The sequence below is a fragment of the Streptomyces sp. NPDC002754 genome (assembly GCF_053592315.1).
Map to the genome: position 1 here is coordinate 1 of NZ_JBSFVM010000004.1, position 19,466 is coordinate 19,466.

Sequence of the window (19,466 nt, forward strand, 5' to 3'; positions counted from 1 at the left end):
CCAGCAAATAGCTGGAGACGGGGTATCAACAAATTTTGGCGTTGATTTTTGGCACGCTGTTGAGTTCTCAAGGAACGGACGCTTCCTTTGTACTCACCCTCGCGGGCTTTCCTCCGGGCGCTTCCCTTCGGTCTTTCTGTTCTTGCGTTTCCAACTCTACCAGATCCGTATTCCGTCCCGTTTCCGGTTCGGATTTCAATTCCGGTGGCCGCTGGAGGGCCTTTGCCTTTCGGCGTGTCCACTACATTAGCCGAACCTTCCGGCAACTCATAATCGAGTTTCGCGGGTTCGAATTTCGGCATGCAGGCACACCGAAAAGACTCCGCGGAGGGAAGTCCTAATGAGTGGTTTGGCCGCTTCCGGTGGTTGGCTGAGAGCCAGACCCGGGTTCAGCGGCTCGGGCCACATTACGGATCCCGCAAGGGCGCGTCAAGTTGAGCGGCGGCGCGGCGTATGGGCCCGATAAGGGCTCACCGTCGGGTCGTTGGCGACCCAGAAGCGCCAGGGGTGAACGCCGCCCTCGCCGGACACGCCCGTACGTGGGCCGTTGCGTACCTGGTCAGTGGGTACGGGGGTGCCGTGCAGGACCCGCAACGGGGAGTCCCCGCGGGCGCATGCGTCGGTGCCGTCCAGGGAACGGTCCACGCCGAGGGCCGTAGCCATGCGGGCCGGGCCTTTGGCCAGTTCCTTGTCATGCCGGGCCGATAGTCGACGTTTGCGGGCCAGTTCGGCGCCTGCGGTGATCTCGCCGGCGCGGAGCAGTACGGCGCTCGCCCTGCCCTCCTCGCCGCAGACCAGGTTCATGCAGTGCCACATGCCGTAGGTGAAGTAGACGTACACGTGTCCGGGGCGCCCGAACATCACGTCGTTGCGGGCGGTCCGGCCTCTGTAGGCGTGAGACCCGGGGTCGTTCGCGCCGTCGTATGCCTCGACCTCGGTGAGGCGGAGCTCGATCGGCCCGTCGGGGGTGTGCCGGACCAGCGTGCGCCCCAAAAGGTCGGGGGCGACGTCCAGTACAGGTCGATCGAAGAAGGCACGTTCGAGGGGCGTACGGTCAGGGGCCGCGATCATGCTCTCCGAGGGTAGTGGGGCGGGTGGGACAGGCGCTCGCGGAACCGGGCGCGGGTGTCCCGCGTTTGTAGTCAGCAGTATCAGCAGTGGTTCGCACACGGAGGAGATCGAGGCATGGGGTTCAAGCGGCTGTTGGCGAGTCTGGGCGCGGGCGGGGCATCCGTGGAGACGATGCTCACCGAGGTCAATGTCGTGCCCGGTGGTGTCGTTCAGGGAGAGGTGCGGATCCAGGGCGGGTCCGTCGACCAGGAGATCGAGGGGCTGTCCGTCGGTCTGCAGGCGCGCGTCGAGGTCGAGGGCAACGACCAGGAGACGAAGCAGGACATCGAGTTCACCAGGGTGCGGCTCGGGGGTGCGTTCGAGCTGAAGGCGCAGGCCGTGCACGCCGTTCCGTTTGGGCTCGAGATTCCGTGGGAGACGCCCGTCACGATGATCGACGGGCAGCAGCTGCGTGGCATGAACATCGGCGTGACGACCGAGCTGGAGATCGCCCGGGCCATCGACTCGAGTGACCTCGACCCGATCAATGTGCACCCGCTGCCGTCCCAGCAGGCGCTTCTCGATGCCTTCATCCGCATCGGCTTCCGGTTCAAGAGCGCGGACATGGAGCGTGGGCACATCCGGAACACGCGGCAGAAGCTGCCGTTCTACCAGGAGATCGAGTTCCACCCGCCGCAGCAGTACCGGGGGCTCAACCAGGTGGAGTTGAGCTTCGTGGCCGACGACCGGGAGATGGACGTCGTACTGGAGATGGACAAGAAGCCGGGGCTGTTCAGTGAGGGCAGCGATACGTTCCGGTCGTTCGTCGTTGGGCACCACGACTTCCAGGGGACGGACTGGTCGGCGTATGTGCACCAGTGGCTGTCCGAGGTCGGCAGCAAGAGGAACTGGTTCTAGGGTTTCAGGAGCAGGGCCGACAGGCTCTGTGGGACCGGTGTTTCCGTAGAGATTCAGGAGGTGTCGTTGTGACCGAGCAGCCCCAGAGGGCATCGCTTCCTCATGACTTTCATCCGCAGGTGCCGTCGTTCACCGTCGTGAGCCAGGACTTCGAGCCGGGCGGGACGCTGGACGACGCGCAGGTGTACGCGGCCGGGAACACGTCGCCGCACTTGCGCTGGGAGGGTTTCCCGGCGGAGACCAAGAGCTTCGCCGTGTCGTGCTTCGACCCGGACGCGCCGACCGGCAGCGGGTTCTGGCACTGGAGCGTGTTCGACATCCCGGCCTCGGTGACCGAGCTGCCGGTGGGCGCCGGCAGCGGCAAGTTCGAGGGGCTTCCCGAGGGCGCCGTACAGGTGCGCAACGACTACGGGACGAAGGAGTTCGGGGGCGCCGCGCCGCCGCCCGGGGACCCCGCCCACCGTTATGTGTTCACCGTGTACGCGGTCGATCAGGAGAAGCTCGGCCCGGATTCGGACGCTTCTCCCGCTTTCGTCGGGTTCAATCTGCGGTTTCACACGATTGGCCGGGCCCAGGTCATCGCCGAGTACGGGGCGCCCGCCGAGGGCTGAGTCTCAGCCGGGCGTTCACTGAACGTTTGCCCGCCTCTGGTCATGGAATTGATCAGGGGCGGGCACTTTCTGTTTAGGGCCGCACTTATTGCGTTGTCCATCTCGGCGTGCACGGCCAGAGTTGACGCACGGACGCCGAGGGGCGATCCGCTGCGTACGGGAGGTGGGCAGGGTGCGGGACACACTGGTGCTGAACGCGAGCTTCGAGCCGCTCTCCACGGTGACGCTCAATCGAGCCGTCGTGTTGGTGCTGCAGGACAAGGCCGTCGTCGAGCAGGTCCACCCCGAGCTGCGCATGCGTGGTGCCGCGATCGATATTCCGGTGCCCCGGGTGATCAGGCTGTGCAGGTATGTCCGGGTGCCGTTCCGAAGACGCGCGCCGTGGTCCAGGCGGGGCGTGCTCGTACGGGATCAGCACCGGTGCGCGTACTGCGGCAAGAGGGCGACGACGGTCGACCACGTGGTGCCGCGGTCGCACGGCGGTGCTGATTCGTGGTTGAACACGGTGGCGTCCTGCGCCGACGACAACCACCGCAAGGCGAACCGGACGCCCGAGCAGGCGGGGATGCCGCTGCTGTGGCAGCCGTTCGAGCCGACGCCCGCCGATGCGATGCTGCTGTCGCTGGGGGCCGGCGGGCGGGCCGGGCTGCCGGACTGGCTGGCGCGGACCGCCGCGTAGGGACATGAGACGAGGGCCCGCCGACCGCATGGTCGGCGGGCCCTCGTTGTGTGCGAAGCGCTAGTCGATCGGCGGCTGTTCGCGGCGGGGCTGGGGCGGTGTCGGCATCACCGGCGGGGTCTTCGCGTCGCTGCCGCCCCCCATGCCGCCGAAGTTGCCGAAGGCGCCGGAGAGGCCCTTGAGTGCGTCGCCGATCTCGCTGGGGACGATCCAGAGCTTGTTGGCGTCGCCCTCTGCGATCTTCGGGAGCATCTGCAGGTACTGGTACGAGAGCAGCTTCTGGTCCGGGTCTCCGGCGTGGATGGACTCGAAGACCGTACGGATGGCCTGGGCCTCGCCCTCCGCGCGCAGGGCCGCGGCCTTCGCCTCGCCCTCGGCCCTGAGGATCGCGGACTGCTTCTCACCTTCGGCGGTGAGGATCTGCGACTGGCGGATGCCTTCGGCGGTGAGGATCGCGGCGCGCTTGTCACGGTCGGCGCGCATCTGCTTCTCCATCGAGTCCTGGATGGAGGTGGGCGGCTCGATCGCCTTGAGCTCGACGCGGTTGACGCGGATGCCCCACTTGCCGGTGGCCTCGTCGAGGACACCGCGCAGCGCCGCGTTGATCTCCTCGCGGGAGGTCAGGGTCCGCTCCAGGTCCATGCCACCGATGATGTTTCGCAGGGTGGTGACGGTGAGCTGCTCGATGGCCTGGATGTAACTGGCCACTTCGTACGTCGCGGCGCGGGCGTCGGTCACCTGGTAGTAGATGACCGTGTCGATGTTGACGACCAGGTTGTCCTGGGTGATCACCGGTTGCGGCGGGAACGGCACGACCTGCTCGCGGAGGTCGATGCGGTTGCGGATCGAGTCGATGAACGGGACGACGATGTTCAGGCCCGCGTTCAACGTGCGTGTGTAGCGGCCGAAGCGCTCGACGATGGCGGCGCTGGCCTGCGGGATGACCTGGATGGTCTTGATCAGCGCGATGAAGACCAACACCACCAGAATGATCAGGACGATGATGATCGCTGACATCGAGTCTCCCGTGCCCCTCGTACCGTTCGTACCGTCGTGGTCCCGGCGCCCTCGCGCCGGAAGATCATGAGGTCTTGCGCAGTCGAGTGTGTCAGAACTGCCCACGTGGCGGGGCTGGTTCGGGCCACATATCGGATCAGATGACGATCGCCGTGGCCCCCTCGATCTCGACCACGTCGACCTGGCGGCCCGGCTCGAAGGTCGCCTCCGCGTCGAGGGTGCGGGCCGACCAGATCTCGCCGCCCAGCTTGATCCGGCCGCCCTCCTGTCCGTCGACGCGCTCGACGACTATGGCCTGCTTGCCCTTCAACGCCTCGACGCCCGTCGCCAATTGGGGTTTCTGGGCGCGGTGCCGGGCGGCCACGGGTCGTACGACCGCGATGAGCGCGCACGAGACGACCGCGAAGACGATCACTTGGAGGACGACACCGCCGCCCATGCCCGCCGTGACGGCGCCCGCGACGGCGCCGACGGCCAGCATGCCCAGTTCGGGCATGGCGGTGATGACGAGGAAGATTCCGAGTGCGGCCGCCCCGATCAGCCACCACACCCATGCGTCGATGTCTGCCACAGGGCCATGGTAGATCCGCAACTGCCGCGCGGACAGGGGTCATCCGGTCCGCGCGGGGGCGCGAAGGGTCAGCTCAGGGGCAGACCGGTCGCGGTCCAGCGGCCGTTGCTCTCCTCGACGACCAGCGGCAGGCCGAAGCACTTGGAGAGGTTGCGGGAGGTGAGCTCGAGCTCGATCGGGCCCGCGGCGAGGACCTGGCCCTGGCGGATCATCAGGACGTGCGTGAATCCGGGGGCGATCTCCTCGACGTGGTGCGTCACCATGATCATCGAGGGGGCGATCGGATCGCGGGCGAGGCGGCCGAGGCGGCGCACCAGGTCCTCGCGGCCGCCGAGGTCGAGGCCTGCCGCGGGCTCGTCGAGGAGGAGCAGCTCGGGGTCGGTCATCAGGGCGCGGGCGATCAGCGTGCGCTTGCGCTCTCCTTCGGAGAGCGTCCCGAACCTGCGGTCCAGGTACTCGCTCATGCCGAGGCGGTCGAGGAACGCGCGGGCGCGCCGCTCGTCCACGTCCTCGTACTCCTCCTGCCAGCCGGCCGTCATGCCGTACGCGGCGGTGAGCACGGTCTGCAGGACGGTCTGCCGCTTGGGCAGCTTGTCGGCGAGCGCGATACCGGCGACGCCGATGCGCGGGCGCAGTTCGAAGACGTCCGTACCGGGCTTGCCGAGGGTCTCGCCGAGGATGGTGGCGGTGCCGCCGCTCGGGAAGAGGTAGCTCGAGGCGAGGTTCAGGAGGGTGGTCTTGCCCGCGCCGTTGGGTCCGAGGATGACCCAGCGCTCCCCCTCCTTCACCGACCAGGAGACCTGGTCCACCAGAGCCCGGCCCTCGCGGACCACGGATACGTCCTCCAGCTCCAGTACATCGCTCATGAGCGCGTTGTCTCCCATTGCAGTCTCGTCTGTTCGCCGCGTCCGTCATGCCTTCGCATAGTTCCTGCTCGGCACGGCCCCCAGGGAAAACCTACGCCACCGCCCCCGGGGTCCATTCCATCGGTCGGGCTTTTGGCGGCTTTGCGGGCTTCTAAGGTGGAGCGCATGCTCACTGAACCACGCTCCGGACGGCTCGCGGCCTGGGGAAATGCCCTTCTTGGTGGATTTGTCGCGCCCGATGACGCGGCCCTCGCGATTGTCGGCGAGGACACATCGCACCGCGTGGCGGGCCTTCCGGGCGAGGACGGGCCCGTCGGCCTGACGCTGGCGCTCGGCCGCCTGCGGACGCTCGGCGTCGGCGGCCTGCGCGTGGCACTGCCCGCGCCGGGCCATCCGCTGGGTCTCAGCGGGCCGCCGGAGTTCAACGCGCGGGCCCTGGAGGCCGAGGAGGCCGTGGTCTGTCACGGCTCCGCGCTCGGGCTCGTCCCGGAGGTGTACGAGGTCGGTCCCGAGGGCGACGTACATGTCCAGGTGACGTGGCACTGTCTGCCGGTGCGGGAGGCGCCGCCGGCGGATGTGCCCTCGCTCGGCGAGGCGGAGCGGGAGCTGGCGGAGGCGCTGCGGGACGCGACCGAGGTGCTGACGCGGCTCGACGTGGCCGGGTCCGGGCCGGTGTCCGAGGCGGCCGTGGACGCGTACCGGGCGCGGGCCGAGCGGGGGCGCGAGGCGCTGGCGCCGGGGTATCCGGGGCGGGCCGTGCGGGTGCTGGAGCTGGCGCAGCGGGTGGGGCTGCTGATCTCCGTGGCGTACGAGAGCGGGCACGGCGGCGCGGTGAGCGCGTCGGAGATGGGGGCACGGGCGCTCGCACTGCGCCCGGTGGAGCGGACGGCCCGGCGCGCGCAGGTGGCCGCGTACAACGCGTTCGTGGAGGAGCGGGAGCGGGGCTGAGGGCAGGGCCGGAAAAGAGGGAAGGCCCCCACGGACCGGGTCCGTGGGGGCCTTCCTGTGCCTCAGGGGCGACGAAACTCAGTTGTTCGCCGCGGTGTTGCCGAACGCCGGGTTCAGCAGACCGATGACGTTGATGGAGTTGCCGTCGACGTTCACCGGGACGTGGACCGGGACGCCCACGTTGTTGCCCGAGGCGACGCCCGGGGAGTTCGCGGCCACGCCGTCGGCTTCCGAGTCGGCGAAGGCGGCGCCGGCGGAGGCACCCGCGGCGAGACCGGCGACGGCGACGGCCAGGGCGGCCTTCTTGGCGATGTTCATGAGAAGCGTTCCTCCAGATATTGCGGTTCGACCCCAGCCGCGGGGTCGCACGCTGAGAAACGCGCGGGGCGCGCGTCAGACACGGGAGGAACCCCGGTTCCGCTCGATTGGATCAATAGGCCGACGATTCGACCAGTCGCGCTATCGAACAAGGGAGTTACCCGGGAAAGCGGACCGGCCCCACGGGGAGCACCCCGGGGGCCGGCGAACACTGAGCACGCGTCAGCCGTTGAAGCCGTCGTTCGCGAACGCCGGGTTGAGGGCGCCGATCACCGTGGCGGTGTTGCCCACGGCGTTCACCGGAACGTGGACCGGGGCCTGCACCAGGTTGCCCGAGCCGACGCCCGGGGACTTCACGGCGTGGCCGTGGGCCTGCGCGCCGTCGGTGGCGGAGGCGAGTCCGGCGCCGGCGGCAACAAGGCCACCGGCCACGAGGGTGACGGCCGCGGCCTTCTTCAGGTTCTTCACTTCTGGGTCCTCCTAGCGGTCGCCGCGACACGACCGCCGCAGCACGCATTGAAGAACGCGGCACCGCCCGAAGGGATACGCCATCCGAGGGACATCTACACGACGGTATGAATTCCAGAACGGAGTGCGACGCTCCGTTTTGCCGCCCCGCGGGTGCGCCCGCGCGTGCCCCTCAGCCCGCGATGCCGTGCCGCACGGCCCACAGAGCGGCCTGGGTCCGGTCCGACAGGTCGAGCTTCATCAGGATGTTCGAGACATGGGTCTTCACCGTCTTCTCGGAGAGGACGAGGGCGCGGGCGATCTCCCGGTTCGAGCGGCCGTCGGCGATCAGGCCGAGCACCTCGCGCTCGCGCTCCGTGAGGGAACCGCCTCTCCCCTGCCCGTTGTTGCCCTCGTCCTGGGCGAGCAGTGCGCCCGCCACCTCCGGCTGGAGCAGGATGTGGCCCGCGTGGACGGAACGGATGGCGCCGGCCAGCGCGTCCGGGTCCACGTCCTTGTAGACGTAACCGGCGGCCCCCGCGCGCAGGGCGGGCACGACGGTGCGCTGCTCGGTGAAGCTGGTGACGATCAACACCTTGGCGGGGTTGTCGAGTTCGCGGAGCCGGCGCAGCGCGTCGACCCCGTCCATGACCGGCATCTTGACGTCCATCAGGACGACGTCGGGCTTCAGCTCCTCGGCGCGGGCGACCCCCTCGGCGCCGTCCGCCGCCTCGCCGACGACCTCGATGTCGCCCTGCACCTCCAGGAAGGTGCGCAGGCCCCGGCGGACGACCTGGTGATCGTCGACCAGCAGTACCTTGATCGGGTCAGCCACCGGGGACCTCCATCTCGATCGTGGTGCCCTTGCCGGGCTCCGATTCCACTGTGAGGCTGCCGCCGACACCGCCGGACCGGTCCCGCATGGAGACGAGGCCCAGGTGGCGGCCCGCGCTGCGGATCGCCTTCGGGTCGAAGCCCACTCCGTCGTCGGTGACGCGCAGCACGGCGCCCTGGCCGTGCTTGTCGAGCGTGACCCGCACCTGCTCCGCCCCGGAGTGGCGCAGCGCGTTGTGCAGCGCCTCCTGGGCGACGCGCAACATCGCCTCCTCCTGGGACGCGGGCAGCGCCTTTGTGCCGCTGGTGGTGAACGTGACGTGCGCCGAGTGGGCGCGGTCGAGTACCTGGATCTGCGTACGGAGCGTGGCCACCAGGCCGTCGTCGTCGAGGGCTGCGGGGCGCAACTCGACCACGGCCGCGCGCAGTTCGTCGGCCGCCTCCGCGGCGAGCTCCGCCACGTGCGCCAACTCCCCCTTGGCGCGCGCCGGGTCACGGTCCATCAGCGTCGCGGCGGCCTGTGCGGTGAGGCGCAGCGAGAAGAGTTTCTGGCTCACCGCGTCGTGCAGTTCGTGGGCGAGGCGGGAGCGCTCCTCGGCGATGGTGAGCTCGCGGCTGCGCTCGTACAGGCGGGCGTTCGTGAGCGCGATGGCCGCGTGCTGGGCGAGGATCCCGAGCAGTTCCTCGTCGTCCTGCGTGAAGCCGCAACCGCCTTCGGGCTTGGGGCAGTTCTTGTTGGCGAGGAAGAGGGCGCCGATCGTCTCCTCGCCGTCCTTGATGGGCAGGCCCAGGAAGTCGGACATGTCCGGGTGGGCGGAGGGCCAGCCCTCGAACCGGGGGTCCTTGCGGACATCGGCGAGGCGCTCGGTCTTGGCGTCGTGCAGCATCGCGGCGAGGATGCCGTGCTGGCGCGGCAGCGGGCCGATGGCCTTCCACTGCGCGTCGCTGACGCCGTCGACGACGAACTGGGCGAAGCCCCCGTGGTCGTCGGGCACGCCGAGCGCCGCGTACTCGGCGTCGAGCAGCTCGCGGGCCGAGGCGACGATCGTCTTGAGGACGTCGCGCACCTCGAGGTGCCTGCTCATGGCGAGGAGCGCGGCGCTCACCGCCGCCAACCCCGTGCGTGGACCCTGACTCATGACCTCACCGTACCGGCGGGGTGTGACAGCCGGATCGGGCCGAAGGAGGCCGCCGCCTAGGTCGGTCGGCGTAGGGCGAAGGGCCCTGCGTTGTTGCTGCTCGCGCACGAGGCGCCGAGGGCGGCCGCGTTCCTACGTTGAAGGCACGACGCAGAACGGATGACGTACTCAAGGGGACGGTTGTCATGACGGTAGCGATCATCACGGGGGCTTCGCGGGGGTTCGGGAGGGCGCTCGCCACGGCTCTGGCCGAGCGGGGCTGGGATCTGGTGCTCGACGCGCGCTCCGCGGGGCCGCTGGAGGACGTGGCGGAGCGGCTGCGCAAGCACGGCGGGGCGGTGACGGTCGTGCCGGGCGATGTGTCCGAACCCGCACACCGGGTCGAACTGATCGCGGCGGCCTGGGAGTTGGGCGGGCTCGACCTGCTCGTGAACAACGCGAGCGTGCTCGGAGTGACGCCACTGCGACCGCTGGGCATGCACGACCTCGGCGCGTTCCGCGCGGCCCTGGAGGTCAATGTGGTGGCTCCGCTGGGCCTGCTCCAGGAGGCGCTTCCGCTGCTGCGCGAGTCGCCCGCCGGGACGGTGATCAACATGAGTTCCGACGCGGCCACGGAGGCGTACGGCACCTGGGGTGGCTACGGCTCCACGAAGGCCGCCCTCGATCAGCTCTCCGCCGTGCTCGGGGTGGAGGAGCCGGGCCTGCGTGTGTGGGCGGTCGATCCGGGCGGGATGCGGACGGACATGCTGGCGGCGGCGGAGCCGGACGAGGATCTGAGCGAGGTGCCGCGCCCCGAGGACGTGGTCCCCGCCTTTCTGAGCCTTCTGGACCGGCGTCCCGCGAGCGGGCGGTACTCGGCCCCGTCCCTCCTGGAGGCGTGATGGCACTGGCGCTGCGGGTGCCCGAGGAGCTGTCGGCGCGGGTCCCGGCCGAGCAGCGGGGGCCCGGCCGGGACAGATCGTCCGTACGTCTTCTGGTGTCGCGCGGCACGGAGGCCACCCATCACCGGTTCCCCGAGTTGCCGTCCGTGCTGCAGGCAGGGGATCTGCTCGTCGTCAACACGTCTCCTACGTTGGCGGCCGCCGTGGACGGAACGCTGGGGCACGCACGCGTGGTCGTGCATTTCTCGACGCGCGGCGACGACGGGCGCTGGGCGGTCGAGCTGCGGGAGCCGGACGAGCGGGGCACGACGCGGCCGCGCACCGGCGGGCCCGCGGGCACCGTGATCGCGCTCCCCGGCGGCGTACGCCTCACCCATGAGGAGCCTCTGGCGGCCGGGAGCGAGCGGCTGTGGTGGGTGCGGGCGACCGGGGACGTGCCGGCGCTGCTCGTCCGGCGCGGGCGGCCCATCCGCTACTCCTACACGGAGCGGGACCAGCCGCTGGCCGCCTACCAGACGGTGTTCGCGCTGCCGTACGCCGCCGGGGCGGGCAGTGCGGAGATGCCGAGTGCGGCGCGGCCCTTCACGGAGTCGATCGTGTCGCGGCTCGTGAGCCGCGGTGTGCAGTTCGCGCCGATCACGCTGCATACGGGGGTGGCGTCCACCGAGTCCCACGAGCCTCCTTATGCGGAGCGTTTCGAGGTGCCCGAGGCGTCGGCCCGTCTGATCAACGCCGCGAGGGCCGCCGGGCAGAACGTCATCGCCGTGGGGACAACCGCCGTGCGGGCCGTCGAGTCCGCCGTCGACGGCGACGGGGTCGTGCGCGCGGCGCGTGGCTGGACGGATCTCGTCGTGACGCCGGAGCGCGGCGTGCGGGTGGTGGACGGACTACTGACGGGGCTGCACGAGCCGGAGGCCTCCCACCTTCTGATGCTGGAGGCGGTGGCGGGGCGGGCCGCGGTGGACCGTGCGTATGAGGAGGCGCTACGGGGGCGCTACCTGTGGCACGAGTTCGGCGACGTGCACCTCATCCTCCCGGATGAGGGCCCTCACGCTGTGCGTTGCAGTGGCAACTGCCGGTGAATTCGGAAGGGGGCGCGTGTGACGCCGCGCATAGGGCCCACGTCACGTACGAAGGTCCGTAGTGGATGAGTAAGGGGGTTAAGCCCGTTGCTACACAGGGACAGGAAGTCGGACATCGACTTCTTGTCCCTTTTTGCGCCTCCCCGGCTCACTATCCGGCTTCGTAGGTCACACCTTTGCCTCGGCATTTTGCGGCCGCTAAGAATGGCCAACGTTGTTCGGCGCCACGGGCCTCTACCCGTGGCGTTCGTGTCCTAAACACGACCGTCCGGTCCCCGGCCTGCGAGCGACTTCCGTTCTTAGAGAGGTCCCCGTCTCATGTCCAAGCACAGCATTCCCGGCCATAGTCAGCTGACCCGTACCCACAAGTTCTCGTTCGCCGGTGTCGCCGCTCTCGGTGCCGCCGCCCTCGCGGTGACGCTGGTGCCGGGTCACGACACTCAGGCCTCGGCGAAGGACGAGACGGTCGCCGCCGCTCCGGTCGCGTTCACCACCGACGCCGGTGCGAAGCAGATCAAGGACGTCCACGCCAGCGTCACCGACCAGCAGGCCGCCGCCAGCGAGAAGGCCAAGCAGGCCGAGGCGAAGGCGAAGGCCCGCCAGGAGGCCGCGGCGAAGAAGAAGGCCGAGGCCGAGAAGAAGGCCCAGGCCGAGGCCAAGGCGAAGGCCGAGGAGCAGGCGAAGAAGGAGCGCGAGGCCAAGGAGGCCGCCGCGCGTGCCGCCGCCCGCAAGCCCGTCTACGCCAACAACCTGGACGGCTGGATCAAGAACGCCCTCGCGATCATGAAGGACAAGGGCATTCCGGGTTCGTACGAGGGCCTGCACCGCAACATCATGCGTGAGTCCGGCGGCAACCCGAACGCGCAGAACAACACGGACATCAACGCGGTGAACGGCACGCCGTCCAAGGGCCTGCTGCAGGTCATCCAGCCGACCTTCGACACCTACCACGTCGACGGCACCGCGAACAGCCTGACCGACCCGGTCGCCAACCTGGTGGCCGCGGCCAACTACGCGGCCCACACGTACGGCTCGATCGACAACGTGGACAGCGCGTACTGATCCTGTAGTCGGGACCTCCAGGTCCGGCACACGCTGAACCCCCATGGCACGAAGGGCGGCACCCACAGGGTGCCGCCCTTCGTGTGTCCGCAGGCGCGTCCGGAGGCGTGTCCGCGGTGGGTCGACTACTTGCGCATGACCTCGGGCTCGTGGCGGCGCAGCAGGCGCGCGACCATGACGCCGCAGAGGATGCCGAGCACGATCAGAACCGTGAGGTTCATGCCCCACTGGCCGACCGAGTGCTCCCACAGGGGATCCAGGTCGTTCGGCTTCTGCGGGTCCCACGGCGGCATCAGGTGGCCGAGGTCCAGGGTGGCGCCGGCGGCGCCGACCGCCCAGCGGGACGGCATCAGCCAGGCGAACTGTTCCAGGCCCACGGTTCCGTAGATCTGGAAGAGCACGCCGGTGAACACGACCTGGACGATCGCGAACATGACGAGCAGCGGCATCGTCTTCTCGGAGGTCTTCACCAGCGAGGAGATGACGAGCCCGAACATCATCGACGTGAAGCCGAGCGCGATGATCGAGATGCACAGCTCGGCGGCCGGCGGCAGCACCAGACCTTCCTTCGGAAGGTCACGTGTCGAGAAGCCGATCGCGCAGATGATGACGCCCTGGATGGCCGTGATGAAGCCGAGGACGATGACCTTGGACATCAGGTACGCGGAGCGGGACAGGCCGGTGGCCCGTTCTCGCTCGTAGATGACCCGCTCCTTGATCAGCTCACGGACCGAGTTGGCCGCCGCGGAGAAGCACATGCCGACCGCGATGATCAGCATGATCGTGCCGGCGTCGCCGTTGAACTTGGCCGGTGGCTTGGGCGGGCCCAGGCCGAAGTCGGCCGGGATGACCACCGAGACGATGCCGAGGACCGCGGGCAGGATCACCATCAGCCCCATGAAGCCCTTGTCCGAGGCGATCACCGAGCAGTAGCGCCGGATCAGCGTGATCAGCTGGGAGCCCCAGGGCTGCGTCTTGGGTGCCTTGATCGCGGCGGGCGGCGCCACCGGGTCCGACTGCGCGGCGACGGCGTCGATGTCGGCCGCGTACATCTGGTAGTGCTGCGAGCCCTTCCAGCGGCCCGCCCAGTCGTAGTCGCGGTAGTTCTCGAACGCCGAGAACACGTCGGCCCACGTCTTGTAGCCGAAGAAGTTGAGAGCCTCCTCCGGCGGGCCGAAGTAGGCGACGGCGCCGCCCGGCGCCATCACGAGCAGCTTGTCGCAGAGCGCCAGCTCGGCCACCGAGTGGGTGACGACGAGGACCGTGCGCCCGTCGTCGGACAGCCCGCGCAGGAGCTGCATGACGTCGCGGTCCATGCCCGGGTCGAGGCCGGAGGTCGGCTCGTCCAGGAAGATCAGCGACGGCTTGGTGAGCAGCTCCAGGGCCACCGACACGCGCTTGCGCTGGCCACCGGAGAGGGAGGTGACCTTCTTCTCCTTGTGGATGTCCAGCTTGAGCTCGCGCAGCACCTCGTCGATGCGCTGCTGGCGCTCCTGCTCGCTGGTGTCCGCGGGGAAGCGCAGCTTGGCGGCGTACTTGAGCGCCTTCTTGACGGTCAGTTCCTTGTGCAGGATGTCGTCCTGCGGGACCAGACCGATGCGCTGGCGCAGCTCGGCGAACTGCTTGTAGAGGTTCCGGTTGTCGTAGAGGACGTCGCCCTTGTTGGCGGGCCGGTAACCGGTGAGCGCCTTGAGCAGGGTGGACTTTCCGGAGCCCGAGGGGCCGATGACCGCGATGAGCGACTTCTCCGGGACGCCGAAGGAGACGTCCTTGAGGATGTCCTTGCCGCCGTCGACGGTGACCGTCAGGTGGCGCGCCGAGAAGGAGACGTCACCGGTGTCGACGAACTCCTCCAGGCGGTCGCCGACCAGGCGGAACGTCGAGTGTCCTACGCCGACGATGTCGTTCGGCCCGAGGAGGGTCGTGCCGCCCTTGGGGATCGGCTGGCCGTTGACGTACGTGCCGTTGTGCGAGCCCAGGTCGTGGATCTCGAAGCGGCCATCGGGCGACGCGTGGAACTCGGCGTGCAGCCGCGACACCTGGAGGTCGGAGACGACCAGCTCGTTCTCCAGGGAGCGGCCGATGCGCATGACGCGGCCGAGTGCCAGCTGGTGGAACGTGGTGGGGCTGCGGTCGCCGTACACGGGCGGGGCCCCCGCGACCCCGCCGGCGCCCTGCTGCTGCGGCACCTTCCGCGCCTGTGGCTGTGGCTGTGGCCACTGCTGCCCCGGCGCCTCGCGCTGTTGGGGCGCCTGTTGCGACGCCTGTTGGGACCAGCTCGGCTGCTGCTGGTGCTGGGGTGGCGGCTGTTGCGCGAGGCCGGCGGCCTGCTGCTGGGCCTGGTGCGGCGAGGCCACGGCGGCGGCGCGGGCGCTGCCCTGCGCGTTCAGGCAGGGGCCGTCGGTGGAGTTGCCCAGGTGCACGGACGAGCCGGGGCCGATCTCCATCTGGTGGATCCGCTGCCCCTGCACGAAGGTGCCGTTGGTCGAGCCGTGGTCCTCGATGACCCAACTGCGGCCGCCCCAGCTGATCGTGGCGTGACGCCAGGACACCCGGGCGTCGTCGAGCACGATGTCACCCTGCGGATCACGTCCGAGGGTGTACGGCCTGGACGCGTCGAGCGTCCAGGTCCTGCCATTCAATTCCAGTACGAGATCAGGCACTCCATGCCCCACTGAGTTGTCCCCCGAATTTTTCCCCCGACATGGGGAGTCTAGGGATGTCGAACATCGTGAGGAACTATTTCAGGAAGCACCGCGTGACCGAAAGGCGGGCCTTGCGCCGAGCCCCTTCGTACCTCCTGTACACCCCTTGGCACCCACCCCGTTGACGGTACGGATGCGGCCCCGGAGAGTGGTACGAGCCCACAACTCCAGGCGGATCATGCGCAATTGGGATCTCAGGGGTAGGGCCTGTGGTTTGGATCAGGCCGGATCGGGGGGTCCTTGATGGCCTTGGCGGAGAGTGGCCACGGCGCGAAGCGGCGCGCGCGCCTGCCCGTCGGCGATGTCCTGCTGTCCGCCGTGGCCTCGGTGAGCTGGGCGTTCATCGCCATGGCCGGAGTCGCGGCGCTCGGCCTGCACTTGCTGGACGCCGACACGGCCGCTTCACTCGGGCCGATGACGGCCGCGGTGGTGGCGCTCGGCGCGGGCGGGCGCGTGACGCCGTCCGGGGACGTCTCGGCCTTCGGACTCAAGGGCGCGCAGGCGGACACCTCGATCGACATCTGGCCGCTCGGCGTGGGCCTGGTGGGGGCGCTCGCGCTGAGCTGGTTCTTTCTACGCTCCTTGCGGGCGGCGGGAGTTGAGGTGTCGCCCAGGGAGCTCCTCGCGCGCGTGGGCGCCGTGGGGGCGCTCTTCGTGGCGATGATGGGCGGCCTCGCCTGGGCCGGTCACGACATCATCACGATCGACGGCTCGCAGTTGGGGCTCGACGACATCACGGGCGGCGAAAACGGGCTGCCGGAGGGCATCTCGGACAAACTGCCGGGCGGTATCGGCGGGTTGCTGCCCGACAAGGTCGGCGATCTGGTCGACGCGAAGGCCTCCGTCGGGTTCACCGTGGAAACGGTTCCTTCACTGCTCGGCGGCGCGGCGTTCGTGGTGGGCGTCCTGGTGATCGCCCTGCTCGCGTCCCGGCGCACTCCGCTGCCGCGCGCGCTCGCCCCGCTGCACCGGACCGTCCGCCCGGCCGCGTCGGCGCTCGTGGCGGTACTGCTGATGGCGGTCGTCGCGGGCCTGGCGGCGGCCGCGTACGCGATGATCGGCGACGACCATCCGAAGCGGATCGCGGGCGCCGCGCTGCTCGGGGCGCCCAACGGGGTGTGGCTCGGCATCCCCCTCGGCCTCTTCGTGCCCTGGGACGGCAAGGCGACGGGTGAGCTCGCGAAGCTGCTGCCGGATCCGCTGGACGAGCTGCTCGGGGCGTCGGCGAACGAGCCGGTGACGCTGGGGCGGCTCGCGGAACTCGACGGCAGGGTGTGGCTGTTGGGCGTCGGGGTGGCCGTGATGATGCTGCTCGCGGGGGTGCTGGCGGCGGTGCGAGCGCCCGTGACGGGGGGCGTCTGGGGGTTCGCGGGGCGGTGCGCGGTGCGGCTGGGGGGCGTGACGGCGCTCGCGCTGCCGCTCCTTGTGTGGCTCACCGATGTGTCGGCGGGGGCGTCGCTCTCGGTCCTCGGGGTCGACGCGTTCGGGGCGGGGGTGGAGTTGCACGGGCAGGTTGGGGTGGCGGTGCTGCTCGGTGCGGTGTGGGGGGCCGGGGCGGGGGTCGTTGGGGCGGTGTTGGCGTATGTGTGTGGGGCGGTTCGGGGCGTGCCGCCCTCGGGCGACGGGGCGGCGGGGCCGCCGGGGCCGAGCGGGCCGTATCAGCCGAGTCGGCCTTATCGGCCGGCCAATCCGGATACGAATCCGTATCTGCGGCCGTACGAACCGTGAGGGGCGGCCGGGGTTGCGGTCGCGGGGCTCTGCCCCGGACCCCGCTCCTCAATCGCCGGCGGGGCTTGAGGGGTGGGGCTTGATTGCGGTGGGCGTACAAAGGACCGATAACGTAGGGGGCATCATGAGCGCTTCGCAGCCCCAGCACACCGCTGATGCCCCTTCCGTGGACGTTCCGGTGGACGTCCCCACTGTTCTGGTCAAGATCTTCGGCAAGGACCGGCCCGGCATCACCGCCGGGCTTTTCGACACCCTCGCCGCCTACTCCGTGGATGTCGTCGACATCGAGCAGGTCGTCACGCGTGGCCGCATCGTCCTGTGCGCCCTGGTCACCCAGCCACCGGCCGGGCTCGAAGGCGACCTGCGGTCGACCGTCCACAGCTGGGCGGAGTCGATGAAGATGCAGGCGGAGATCATCTCCGGCATCGGCGACAACCGTCCGCGCGGCACGGGCCGCTCCCACGTCACCGTCCTCGGTCACCCGCTCACCGCCGAGTCGACCGCGTCGATAGCGGCCTCCATCACCGGCACCGGCGGCAACATCGACCGTATCTTCCGGCTCGCGAAGTACCCCGTGACGGCGGTCGAGTTCGCGGTGTCCGGTACCGCGACGGAGGAGCTGCGCACGGTCCTCGCCATAGAGGCCGCAAGGCTGGGCGTGGACGTGGCCGTCGTCTCGGCCGGGCTGCACCGGAGGGCGCAGCGGCTCGTCGTGATGGACGTCGACTCGACGCTCATCCAGGACGAGGTGATCGAGCTGTTCGCGGCGCACGCGGGCTGCGAGGACAAGGTCGCCGAGGTGACGGCGGCGGCGATGCGCGGCGAGCTCGACTTCGAGCAGTCGCTGCACGCGCGCGTGGCGCTGCTCGCGGGCCTCGACGCCTCGGTCGTGGAGAAGGTGCGCAGCGAGGTCCAGCTGACGTCGGGCGCGCGCACGCTGATCCGTACGCTCAAGCGTCTCGGTTACCAAGTGGGCGTGGTCTCCGGTGGGTTCACGCAGGTCACGGACGATCTGAAGGAGCGCCTCGGGCTGGACTTCGCGCAGGCGAACACCCTGGAGATCGTCGACGGCAAGCTGACCGGCAGGGTCACGGGCGAGATCGTGGACCGCGCGGGCAAGGCGCGCCTGCTGCGGCGGTTCGCCACCGAGGCGGGGGTGCCGCTCGAACAGACCGTGGCGATCGGCGACGGGGCGAACGACCTGGACATGCTGAACGCTGCGGGGCTCGGCGTCGCCTTCAACGCCAAGCCGGTCGTGCGCGAGGCCGCGCACACCGCGGTGAACGTGCCGTTCCTCGACACGGTGCTGTATCTGCTGGGCATCACGCGCGAAGAGGTCGAGGCCGCGGACGCGCAGGGCGCGTAGGACGTCATACGTACGCCGTGGGGCCCGGTACCGATCGTCGGTATCGGGCCCCACGGCGTACGTATGCGTATGACGGACGGACGGGCGGTGACGGTTACTCGCTCGGCGCCCAGTAGTCGGCGAGCGTGGCGGTGCCGGGCTCCAGGCTCTTCCACGGTCCGGTGAATGTGAGCACGGAGAACGCGGCGGTCGGGAAGCCCCGTCGGTTCAGCCGCTGCCGGGCGTCGCCCTCGGCGTCCGTGGCGAGGATCTCGGAGAGGGCCTGCACGCCGGGGTTGTGGCCGATCAGCACGGCGTTGTGCACGTCGTCGGGGGTCTCGTTCAGCACGGCGATCAGTTCGCCGGGCGACGCTTCGTAGATCCGCTCCTCGTACACGGTCTTCGGTCGCTCCGGCATCTCCTGCACGGCGAGCTTCCAGGTCTCTCGGGTACGCATGGCGGTCGAGCACAGGGCCAGGTCGAAGGAGATGCCTGCGTCGGCCAGCTTGCGGCCGGCGACGGGGGCGTCCCTGCGGCCCCGCTCGGCGAGCGGCCGCTCATGATCGGAGACCTGCGGCCAGTCCGCCTTGGCATGCCGGAAAAGGACAATCCTGCGGGGTTCTGCGACGCTCATGCATCCCAGCTTCGCATGAAACCCTCGGCCGGGCGCAGGGAGTTGGCGGGGTCGCCCGGCACGAGTGAACGACGCACGGATTCGCTAGCGGAGCACCAGGTCCTTGGCGCGCCCAAGTATGTGGACCAGGCTCGGTTCGCCCGCGACGGCCTGGGCGTCGGCCGGGTTGAGGATCAGCAGGAGCAGCGCCACGAAGGCCACGGCCGGGAGCACGATCGCCCACCACGGCAGCCGGATGTCGACGCGACCCGGGGCTGCCTCGCGGGGCCGGGAGTGCGTGGGGGCCGACATGGTGCCTCCGAGGTCCGTGTTCCGTATGCGCTTCGTCCGGTGTGCCGACGATCTCGGCGACACTTCGAAGGTACGGAACCGGGGACCTCGGGCCCATCCGGTGATCCACCCACTTCACCCTGACACTGTCCCCCTAGGGGATGGTGGGGAAAGCCCCACCATGGCGTCAGGGCGCTGCGATGGACGCGATGATGCCGACGACGACCGTGATGGCCAGCATCGTGCCGAGCACGAGCAGCAGCTTCTTCTGGCCGTTCTGGGGATTCGGCTCGAGCACAGGCGACATGCGCCAAGTGTCGCACCTGTCCCCGCCGCTCAGGATGCCGGGGCCGCCTTGGGC

21 protein-coding genes are annotated in these 19,466 nt (G+C 69.7%); 9 read left to right on the forward strand and 12 right to left on the reverse strand.

Features of this window, described 5'->3' with window-relative positions; genetic code table 11:
* Window positions 1–429 precede the first annotated feature (429 nt).
* Window positions 430–1,071 carry a DNA-3-methyladenine glycosylase gene (locus tag ACWD2L_RS12060; protein WP_351336378.1) on the reverse strand — a complete coding sequence of 214 codons (642 nt, stop codon included), beginning with the start codon at window positions 1,069–1,071 and terminating at the stop codon, window positions 430–432.
* Between the two features lie 114 nt (window positions 1,072–1,185).
* Between ACWD2L_RS12060 and ACWD2L_RS12065 the strand changes: the two genes are divergently transcribed.
* The 3 genes from ACWD2L_RS12065 to ACWD2L_RS12075 all read left to right on the forward strand — a co-directional run bounded on the left by ACWD2L_RS12065 (window position 1,186) and on the right by ACWD2L_RS12075 (window position 3,258).
* Window positions 1,186–1,968: a sporulation protein gene (locus tag ACWD2L_RS12065; protein ID WP_351336381.1), complete on the forward strand. Its 783-nt coding sequence runs from the start codon at window positions 1,186–1,188 to the stop codon at window positions 1,966–1,968.
* A gap of 68 nt (window positions 1,969–2,036) precedes the next feature.
* The gene (locus tag ACWD2L_RS12070) at window positions 2,037–2,579 is read left to right on the forward strand and encodes a YbhB/YbcL family Raf kinase inhibitor-like protein (RefSeq protein ID WP_351336383.1); all 543 of its coding nucleotides are present in this window, start codon (window positions 2,037–2,039) and stop codon (window positions 2,577–2,579) included.
* A gap of 172 nt (window positions 2,580–2,751) precedes the next feature.
* Window positions 2,752–3,258: an HNH endonuclease gene (locus ACWD2L_RS12075; RefSeq protein WP_351336386.1), complete on the forward strand. Its 507-nt coding sequence runs from the start codon at window positions 2,752–2,754 to the stop codon at window positions 3,256–3,258.
* Between the two features lie 60 nt (window positions 3,259–3,318).
* Here the strand turns inward: ACWD2L_RS12075 and ACWD2L_RS12080 are convergent, their stop codons facing one another.
* The 3 genes from ACWD2L_RS12080 to ACWD2L_RS12090 form a co-directional block, all read right to left on the reverse strand.
* Entirely contained in the window at window positions 3,319–4,275 is a 957-nt protein-coding gene (locus ACWD2L_RS12080; protein WP_326016807.1) for an SPFH domain-containing protein, read from the reverse strand.
* A 136-nt stretch (window positions 4,276–4,411) separates the two neighbouring features.
* A complete protein-coding gene (locus tag ACWD2L_RS12085) occupies window positions 4,412–4,846 on the reverse strand; it encodes an NfeD family protein (RefSeq protein WP_351336388.1) in 435 nt (144 codons plus the stop codon).
* Window positions 4,847–4,914: 68 nt separating this feature from the next.
* On the reverse strand, window positions 4,915–5,712 hold the full coding sequence (locus tag ACWD2L_RS12090; RefSeq protein WP_351336391.1) for an ABC transporter ATP-binding protein: 798 nt from the start codon (window positions 5,710–5,712) through the stop codon (window positions 4,915–4,917).
* Window positions 5,713–5,877: 165 nt separating this feature from the next.
* Here ACWD2L_RS12090 and ACWD2L_RS12095 point away from each other — a divergent pair, with 165 nt between their 5' ends.
* Window positions 5,878–6,660 (forward strand): hypothetical protein, encoded by a 783-nt coding sequence (locus tag ACWD2L_RS12095; RefSeq protein ID WP_351336394.1) that lies wholly within the window; start codon window positions 5,878–5,880, stop codon window positions 6,658–6,660.
* Window positions 6,661–6,738: 78 nt separating this feature from the next.
* Here ACWD2L_RS12095 and ACWD2L_RS12100 read toward each other — a convergent pair whose 3' ends face one another.
* The 4 genes from ACWD2L_RS12100 to ACWD2L_RS12115 form a co-directional block, all read right to left on the reverse strand.
* Window positions 6,739–6,978: a chaplin gene (locus tag ACWD2L_RS12100; RefSeq protein ID WP_351336397.1), complete on the reverse strand. Its 240-nt coding sequence runs from the start codon at window positions 6,976–6,978 to the stop codon at window positions 6,739–6,741.
* A gap of 222 nt (window positions 6,979–7,200) precedes the next feature.
* Window positions 7,201–7,446, reverse strand: a complete 246-nt coding sequence (locus ACWD2L_RS12105; protein ID WP_351336399.1) for a chaplin — start codon at window positions 7,444–7,446, stop codon at window positions 7,201–7,203.
* A gap of 172 nt (window positions 7,447–7,618) precedes the next feature.
* Entirely contained in the window at window positions 7,619–8,260 is a 642-nt protein-coding gene (locus tag ACWD2L_RS12110) for a response regulator transcription factor (protein ID WP_351336402.1), read from the reverse strand.
* On the reverse strand, window positions 8,253–9,398 hold the full coding sequence (locus ACWD2L_RS12115) for a GAF domain-containing sensor histidine kinase (RefSeq protein ID WP_351336404.1): 1,146 nt from the start codon (window positions 9,396–9,398) through the stop codon (window positions 8,253–8,255). The genes ACWD2L_RS12110 and ACWD2L_RS12115 overlap by 8 nt, the downstream gene beginning before the upstream one ends.
* Before the next feature lie 185 nt (window positions 9,399–9,583).
* On the opposite strand from ACWD2L_RS12115, the gene ACWD2L_RS12120 reads away from it, so the two are divergent.
* The 3 genes from ACWD2L_RS12120 (at window position 9,584) to ACWD2L_RS12130 (ending at window position 12,423) form a co-directional block, all read left to right on the forward strand.
* Window positions 9,584–10,279 (forward strand): SDR family NAD(P)-dependent oxidoreductase, encoded by a 696-nt coding sequence (locus tag ACWD2L_RS12120; protein WP_351336407.1) that lies wholly within the window; start codon window positions 9,584–9,586, stop codon window positions 10,277–10,279.
* Window positions 10,279–11,361 (forward strand): S-adenosylmethionine:tRNA ribosyltransferase-isomerase, encoded by a 1,083-nt coding sequence (locus tag ACWD2L_RS12125; protein WP_351336410.1) that lies wholly within the window; start codon window positions 10,279–10,281, stop codon window positions 11,359–11,361. Before ACWD2L_RS12120 ends, ACWD2L_RS12125 begins: the two co-directional genes overlap by 1 nt.
* 318 nt (window positions 11,362–11,679) lie before the next feature.
* Window positions 11,680–12,423, forward strand: coding sequence for a transglycosylase SLT domain-containing protein (locus ACWD2L_RS12130; RefSeq protein WP_351336413.1), 744 nt, complete (start codon window positions 11,680–11,682; stop codon window positions 12,421–12,423).
* Window positions 12,424–12,548: 125 nt separating this feature from the next.
* Here ACWD2L_RS12130 and ACWD2L_RS12135 read toward each other — a convergent pair whose 3' ends face one another.
* On the reverse strand, window positions 12,549–15,086 hold the full coding sequence (locus tag ACWD2L_RS12135; RefSeq protein WP_351336415.1) for an ABC transporter ATP-binding protein/permease: 2,538 nt from the start codon (window positions 15,084–15,086) through the stop codon (window positions 12,549–12,551).
* A gap of 285 nt (window positions 15,087–15,371) precedes the next feature.
* On the opposite strand from ACWD2L_RS12135, the gene ACWD2L_RS12140 reads away from it, so the two are divergent.
* The gene (locus tag ACWD2L_RS12140; RefSeq protein ID WP_451189416.1) at window positions 15,372–16,856 is read left to right on the forward strand and encodes a streptophobe family protein; all 1,485 of its coding nucleotides are present in this window, start codon (window positions 15,372–15,374) and stop codon (window positions 16,854–16,856) included.
* Between the two features lie 124 nt (window positions 16,857–16,980).
* A complete protein-coding gene (gene serB / locus ACWD2L_RS12145) occupies window positions 16,981–18,222 on the forward strand; it encodes a phosphoserine phosphatase SerB (protein ID WP_351336418.1) in 1,242 nt (413 codons plus the stop codon).
* A gap of 94 nt (window positions 18,223–18,316) precedes the next feature.
* Here the strand turns inward: serB and ACWD2L_RS12150 are convergent, their stop codons facing one another.
* From ACWD2L_RS12150 to ACWD2L_RS12160, 3 genes are all read right to left on the reverse strand, one after another.
* Window positions 18,317–18,835: a SixA phosphatase family protein gene (locus ACWD2L_RS12150; RefSeq protein WP_351336421.1), complete on the reverse strand. Its 519-nt coding sequence runs from the start codon at window positions 18,833–18,835 to the stop codon at window positions 18,317–18,319.
* An 84-nt stretch (window positions 18,836–18,919) separates the two neighbouring features.
* The gene (locus ACWD2L_RS12155) at window positions 18,920–19,126 is read right to left on the reverse strand and encodes a hypothetical protein (protein WP_351336423.1); all 207 of its coding nucleotides are present in this window, start codon (window positions 19,124–19,126) and stop codon (window positions 18,920–18,922) included.
* A 166-nt stretch (window positions 19,127–19,292) separates the two neighbouring features.
* The gene (locus ACWD2L_RS12160; RefSeq protein WP_351336545.1) at window positions 19,293–19,403 is read right to left on the reverse strand and encodes an SGM_5486 family transporter-associated protein; all 111 of its coding nucleotides are present in this window, start codon (window positions 19,401–19,403) and stop codon (window positions 19,293–19,295) included.
* Between the last annotated feature and the right edge of the window lie 63 nt (window positions 19,404–19,466).

Bases quoted from the DNA above. Each gene is read 5' to 3' on its own strand.
- ACWD2L_RS12060 (WP_351336378.1), bottom strand. From the start codon at position 1,071: ATGATCGCGGCCCCTGACCGTACGCCCCTCGAACGTGCCTTCTTCGAT.
- ACWD2L_RS12065 (WP_351336381.1), top strand. From the start codon at position 1,186: ATGGGGTTCAAGCGGCTGTTGGCGAGTCTGGGCGCGGGCGGGGCATCC.
- ACWD2L_RS12080 (WP_326016807.1), bottom strand. From the start codon at position 4,275: ATGTCAGCGATCATCATCGTCCTGATCATTCTGGTGGTGTTGGTCTTC.
- ACWD2L_RS12090 (WP_351336391.1), bottom strand. From the start codon at position 5,712: ATGAGCGATGTACTGGAGCTGGAGGACGTATCCGTGGTCCGCGAGGGC.
- ACWD2L_RS12095 (WP_351336394.1), top strand. From the start codon at position 5,878: ATGCTCACTGAACCACGCTCCGGACGGCTCGCGGCCTGGGGAAATGCC.
- ACWD2L_RS12100 (WP_351336397.1), bottom strand. From the start codon at position 6,978: ATGAACATCGCCAAGAAGGCCGCCCTGGCCGTCGCCGTCGCCGGTCTC.
- ACWD2L_RS12115 (WP_351336404.1), bottom strand. From the start codon at position 9,398: ATGAGTCAGGGTCCACGCACGGGGTTGGCGGCGGTGAGCGCCGCGCTC.
- ACWD2L_RS12120 (WP_351336407.1), top strand. From the start codon at position 9,584: ATGACGGTAGCGATCATCACGGGGGCTTCGCGGGGGTTCGGGAGGGCG.
- ACWD2L_RS12125 (WP_351336410.1), top strand. From the start codon at position 10,279: ATGGCACTGGCGCTGCGGGTGCCCGAGGAGCTGTCGGCGCGGGTCCCG.
- ACWD2L_RS12130 (WP_351336413.1), top strand. From the start codon at position 11,680: ATGTCCAAGCACAGCATTCCCGGCCATAGTCAGCTGACCCGTACCCAC.
- ACWD2L_RS12140 (WP_451189416.1), top strand. From the start codon at position 15,372: ATGGCCTTGGCGGAGAGTGGCCACGGCGCGAAGCGGCGCGCGCGCCTG.
- serB (WP_351336418.1), top strand. From the start codon at position 16,981: ATGAGCGCTTCGCAGCCCCAGCACACCGCTGATGCCCCTTCCGTGGAC.
- ACWD2L_RS12150 (WP_351336421.1), bottom strand. From the start codon at position 18,835: ATGAGCGTCGCAGAACCCCGCAGGATTGTCCTTTTCCGGCATGCCAAG.
- ACWD2L_RS12155 (WP_351336423.1), bottom strand. From the start codon at position 19,126: ATGTCGGCCCCCACGCACTCCCGGCCCCGCGAGGCAGCCCCGGGTCGC.